Here is a 3,791-nt window from a genome sequence, read left to right as displayed (position 1 = left end):
CACCGCCCGGCCATGATGCACATGGGCATGGGTGCCCATGGCATGGCCGACCGCATGAGCGACGCCGGTGCCGGCATTGTCGATGGCGCTGCCGGCCAGTGCCGCTGCCATCAGCATCCCGCCGCGCGCTTCCAGGTTGCGCGGCTCGTCCAGGGCCGTGCCGAGATGCCGCGCGACCAGCCGGATCGCCTGCAGGGCAGAAGCCGCCACCAGGGGGTTGGCACGGCGATTGGTGGCCGCCTCGATGGCATGAACCAGCGCATCCAGGCCGGTCCAGGCGGTGAGCTTGGCCGGCAGGCTGGTCGACAGCATGGGATCCAGCACCGCCAGGGCCGGGCGCAGTTCCTCGCCCCAGGCCCAGACCTTGTGGCCGTGGCTGTTGGTGAACACGGCGGTGCGGGTCATCTCGGCCCCGGTGCCGGCCGTGGTGGGCAGTGCGATGATCGGCAGGGTGCGGGCCGGCAGCGGCGTCGCACACAGACCGTAGGCGTCGGCGGGCGCCTCGCCCAGAGCCGTCACCGCCGCGAGCTTGCCGGCGTCGATGGCCGAGCCACCGCCCACGGCGATCACGAGTTGCGCCTGCGCCGCCCGGCCGGCGGCACCCGCCGCATTGATCCGAGCGCTGTCGGGTTCGCCCGTGATCTCCGCGTACATCACCGCCTGGTGCCCGGCCATCGCCAGGCGCTCGCGCATCGCGACCACCCGGTCCAGCGTGGCGATCGCCCGGTCCGCGACCAGCAGGACCCGGGCGGCCGGGCCGACTAGGGCCGTAACGTCCTCCGCCAAAGCCAGCGCCCGGTCCTCGCCATAGGCGATGGGGGTTCCCCGCTCGAGCCCGAAGCTGGTCGCCATGCAATGCTCTCCGCCACCGCCTGCCTCCCGTGCTATCCGGGCGGCATGACGCGCCGCAAGGGACATGGTGGGAGCAACCCTGGATGAAAATCGCGAAGATCGAGCTTTCGCATCACGCGATCGATCTGAACCCGCCCTTCCGGGCCTCCTGGGACCCCGTGCCTCGCCGCCGCTTCGTGGTCGATCTGGTTCGCGTTACCACCGAGAGCGGCCTGACCGGGGTGGGGGCGGGCGACCCGATGCCCGGCCTGCGCGGCAACGAGCACCTGTTCATCGGTCAGGACGCGCGCGCGCTCGGCCGGCATTTCCGGATCATCGACAACCTGTCCTTCTTCTATGGCCGGCTCTGGCCACTCGACATCGCCCTTTGGGACCTGTTCGGCCAGATCACCGCCCAGCCGGTCTGGCGCCTGCTGGGGGGCTCGTCCGGCCGGGTACCCTGCTACGCGTCGTCCGGCACGCTGCGCGAGCCGAACGAGATGGCTACACAGGCGGAAGCGTTCGCCGAGCGCGGCTTTCGCTGGATGAAGGTCCGCTTCCACGAGGCTGACTGGCGCCGCGACGTGGCCAAAGTCGAAGCGATCCGCGCGGCGGTGGGCGGCAGCATGAAGCTGATGGTCGACTGCAACCAGGGCTGGCGGATGCCCTGGGACACCAGCCCGTCCTGGACGCTCAAGGATGCGCTGGCCGTGGCACGGGCGCTGGAGCCGCTCGGCGTGTTCTGGCTGGAGGAGCCGCTGCACCGCGCCGATGTCGCCGGCATGAAGGCGCTGCGCGACGCCACGCCGATCCGCATCGCGGGCGGCGAGCTCGCCCGCGACATGGAGAGCATGCGCAGCTGGATCCGGGAGGGCTGCGTCGATGTCCTGCAGACCGATGCGGTGTGCGGCGGGGGCATCTCCGGCCTAAACGAGCTGTTCCGCGAGGCGCGTGCGGCCGGGATCGCGTTTACGCCGCATACCTGGGGCAACGGCATCGGCCTGCTCGCCAACGCTCATCTGGTGGCGGGCCTGGGGCCGATGCTGCCGTTGGAATTTCCCTATGACCCGCCGGAATGGACCACGGCCAGGCGCGACCATGGCCTGGTGGCACCCATAGAGGCGGATGCGGATGGCTGCATCGAACTGGGCGAGGCGCCGGGCCTGGGCGTGCAGCTCGACGAGGCGGCGCTGGCGGCGACGAGGATCGGCTGATGCACACGGGGCGGATCACCGGGCTGTGGATCTACCCGATCAAGGGCTGCCGCGGCATTCCGGTGGAGGCGGCCCCCGTCGAGCCCATGGGGCTGGCCCATGACCGGCGCTGGATGGTGGTGCGGCCAGGCGGCCGGTTCCTCACCCAGCGCGAGCTCCCGGCACTGGCGAGGATCGACACCGCGCTCGAGGACGGCTGGCTCGTGCTCATCCTGGACGGGCAGCGCCATCCGGTCCTGCGGGCCGATGGCGACAAGCGAATGGGCGTGACGGTCTGGGGCCAGCGGCTGCCGGCGATCCCGCAATCGCTAGAGACCGACCGGCTGCTTTCCGAGTTTCTCGGCCGTGCCGTGCATCTGGTCCGCTTCGCGCCCGAGGCGCTGCGCCCCTGCGATCCCGCCATCTCGCCGCCCGACGCCCGTACCGGCTTTGCTGACGGCTTCCCGCTGCTCCTGGCCAGCACCTCCTCCCTGGCACGGCTCAACGACCATCTGGCCGAAGCGGGCGCGGAGCCGGTGCCGATGGCGCGCTTCCGGCCGAACCTGATCGTGGACGGCCTGCCGGCATGGGCGGAGGACGAGGCACCCTGGCTGCGCGCCGGGACGACGGTCTTCCGGCTGGTCAGCCCCTGCGAGCGCTGCATCGTCACCACGACCGACCAGGCTAGCGGGGAGCGGCTAGGCGAGGAGCCGTTGCGCACCCTGCGCCGCGTGCACTCGGATACTGCCGGCTTCCCGCTGTTCGGTTGGAACCTGGTGCCGATCCTGGGCGACGAACCCGCGCCACGCCTGCGGATCGGCGACCTGGTGGCCCTTGCGTCGGGTCCACAGCGTTAAGCCCGGTTGAAAACGGGGGTAATTATCCCTTGCCTCGCGAGGGTGGTGACCCTATCTACCGCCCACACGAAAAGAAGCCCATGCACTGCGGCGCGCGCGGCGGCGGCTTTCTGATCAGCCCTGGACCCTTGGTGGTCTCTCGGAAGGTTGGAAATGACCCCTAGCTACGGCAGCGCCGAGGCGTTGCTTACCCATCACCTCGGCTCCCACCCCATTGTCGGTGTCCGGCCCCACGTCGTCGAGCGTACGGCGCGGCAGATGATCGCCCAGTTCCCGGGCGACGTCCTGTATGCCGTGAAATGCAACGACGCCGACCCGGTTCTCGATGCTTTGTGGAAGGGCGGCATCCGTCACTTCGACACGGCCTCGATTGGCGAAGTGCGCCAGATCCGGCGCCAGTTCCCCGGTGCCGTCTGCCACTTCATGCATCCGGTGAAGTCGCCGGAGGCGATCGCCGAGGCTTATTTCGAGCACGGCGTGCGCAGCTTCGTCCTCGACCACGAGGAGGAGCTGGCCAAGATCGTCCAGGTGACCAACCGGGCCAAGGACCTCGACCTGTTCGTACGGCTGGCCGTGCCGGGCGAGGGTGCCGTGCTCACGCTCACCGGCAAGTTCGGCTGCGATGTCGAGGAGGCGCCGGCCCTGGTGCGCGCCTGCCGCGCGTTCGCGCGCAGCGTCGGCATCACCTTCCATGTCGGCTCGCAGTGCCTGGACCCGATGGCGTTCCACCGGGCGATCGCGCTGTGCGGCCAGGTGGTGGCGGAGGCCGGTGCCGTTGACATGATCGACGTGGGCGGCGGCTTTCCTGGCCGCTACCGGGGCGATGAGCCGGGCTTCGACGTGTTCGTGGCGACGATCAAGGCGGCACTCCACCAGTACGGGCTAGCCGGCACGCCCTTGCAGTGCGAGC

At 70.3% G+C, this 3,791-nt stretch carries 4 protein-coding genes; 3 read left to right on the top strand and 1 reads right to left on the bottom strand.

All coding sequences use genetic code 11. From position 1 onward, the window contains the following. Positions 1 to 852, bottom strand: an 852-nt coding sequence (locus EQG76_RS23415) for an iron-containing alcohol dehydrogenase (protein WP_159716798.1), incomplete at its 3' end; no start/stop codon positions are given. 83 nt (positions 853 to 935) lie between these two features. Here EQG76_RS23415 and EQG76_RS23410 point away from each other — a divergent pair. From EQG76_RS23410 to EQG76_RS23400, 3 genes are all read left to right on the top strand, one after another. Then, the gene (locus EQG76_RS23410; protein WP_159716795.1) at positions 936 to 2,045 is read left to right on the top strand and encodes a mandelate racemase/muconate lactonizing enzyme family protein; all 1,110 of its coding nucleotides are present in this window, start codon (positions 936 to 938) and stop codon (positions 2,043 to 2,045) included. Continuing rightward, positions 2,045 to 2,881: an MOSC domain-containing protein gene (locus EQG76_RS23405; RefSeq protein WP_159716792.1), complete on the top strand. Its 837-nt coding sequence runs from the start codon at positions 2,045 to 2,047 to the stop codon at positions 2,879 to 2,881. Before EQG76_RS23410 ends, EQG76_RS23405 begins: the two co-directional genes overlap by 1 nt. A 153-nt stretch (positions 2,882 to 3,034) precedes the next feature. Further along, the coding region (locus EQG76_RS23400) for an alanine racemase (protein WP_200841056.1) at positions 3,035 to 3,791 on the top strand (757 nt) is incomplete at its 3' end.

The organism is Geminicoccus flavidas, from assembly GCF_009806515.1.
GTDB lineage: Bacteria > Pseudomonadota > Alphaproteobacteria > Geminicoccales > Geminicoccaceae > Geminicoccus > Geminicoccus flavidus.
The sequence above is the reverse complement of the archived record's forward strand: the minus strand, read 5'-3'. Positions and strand labels throughout refer to the sequence as shown.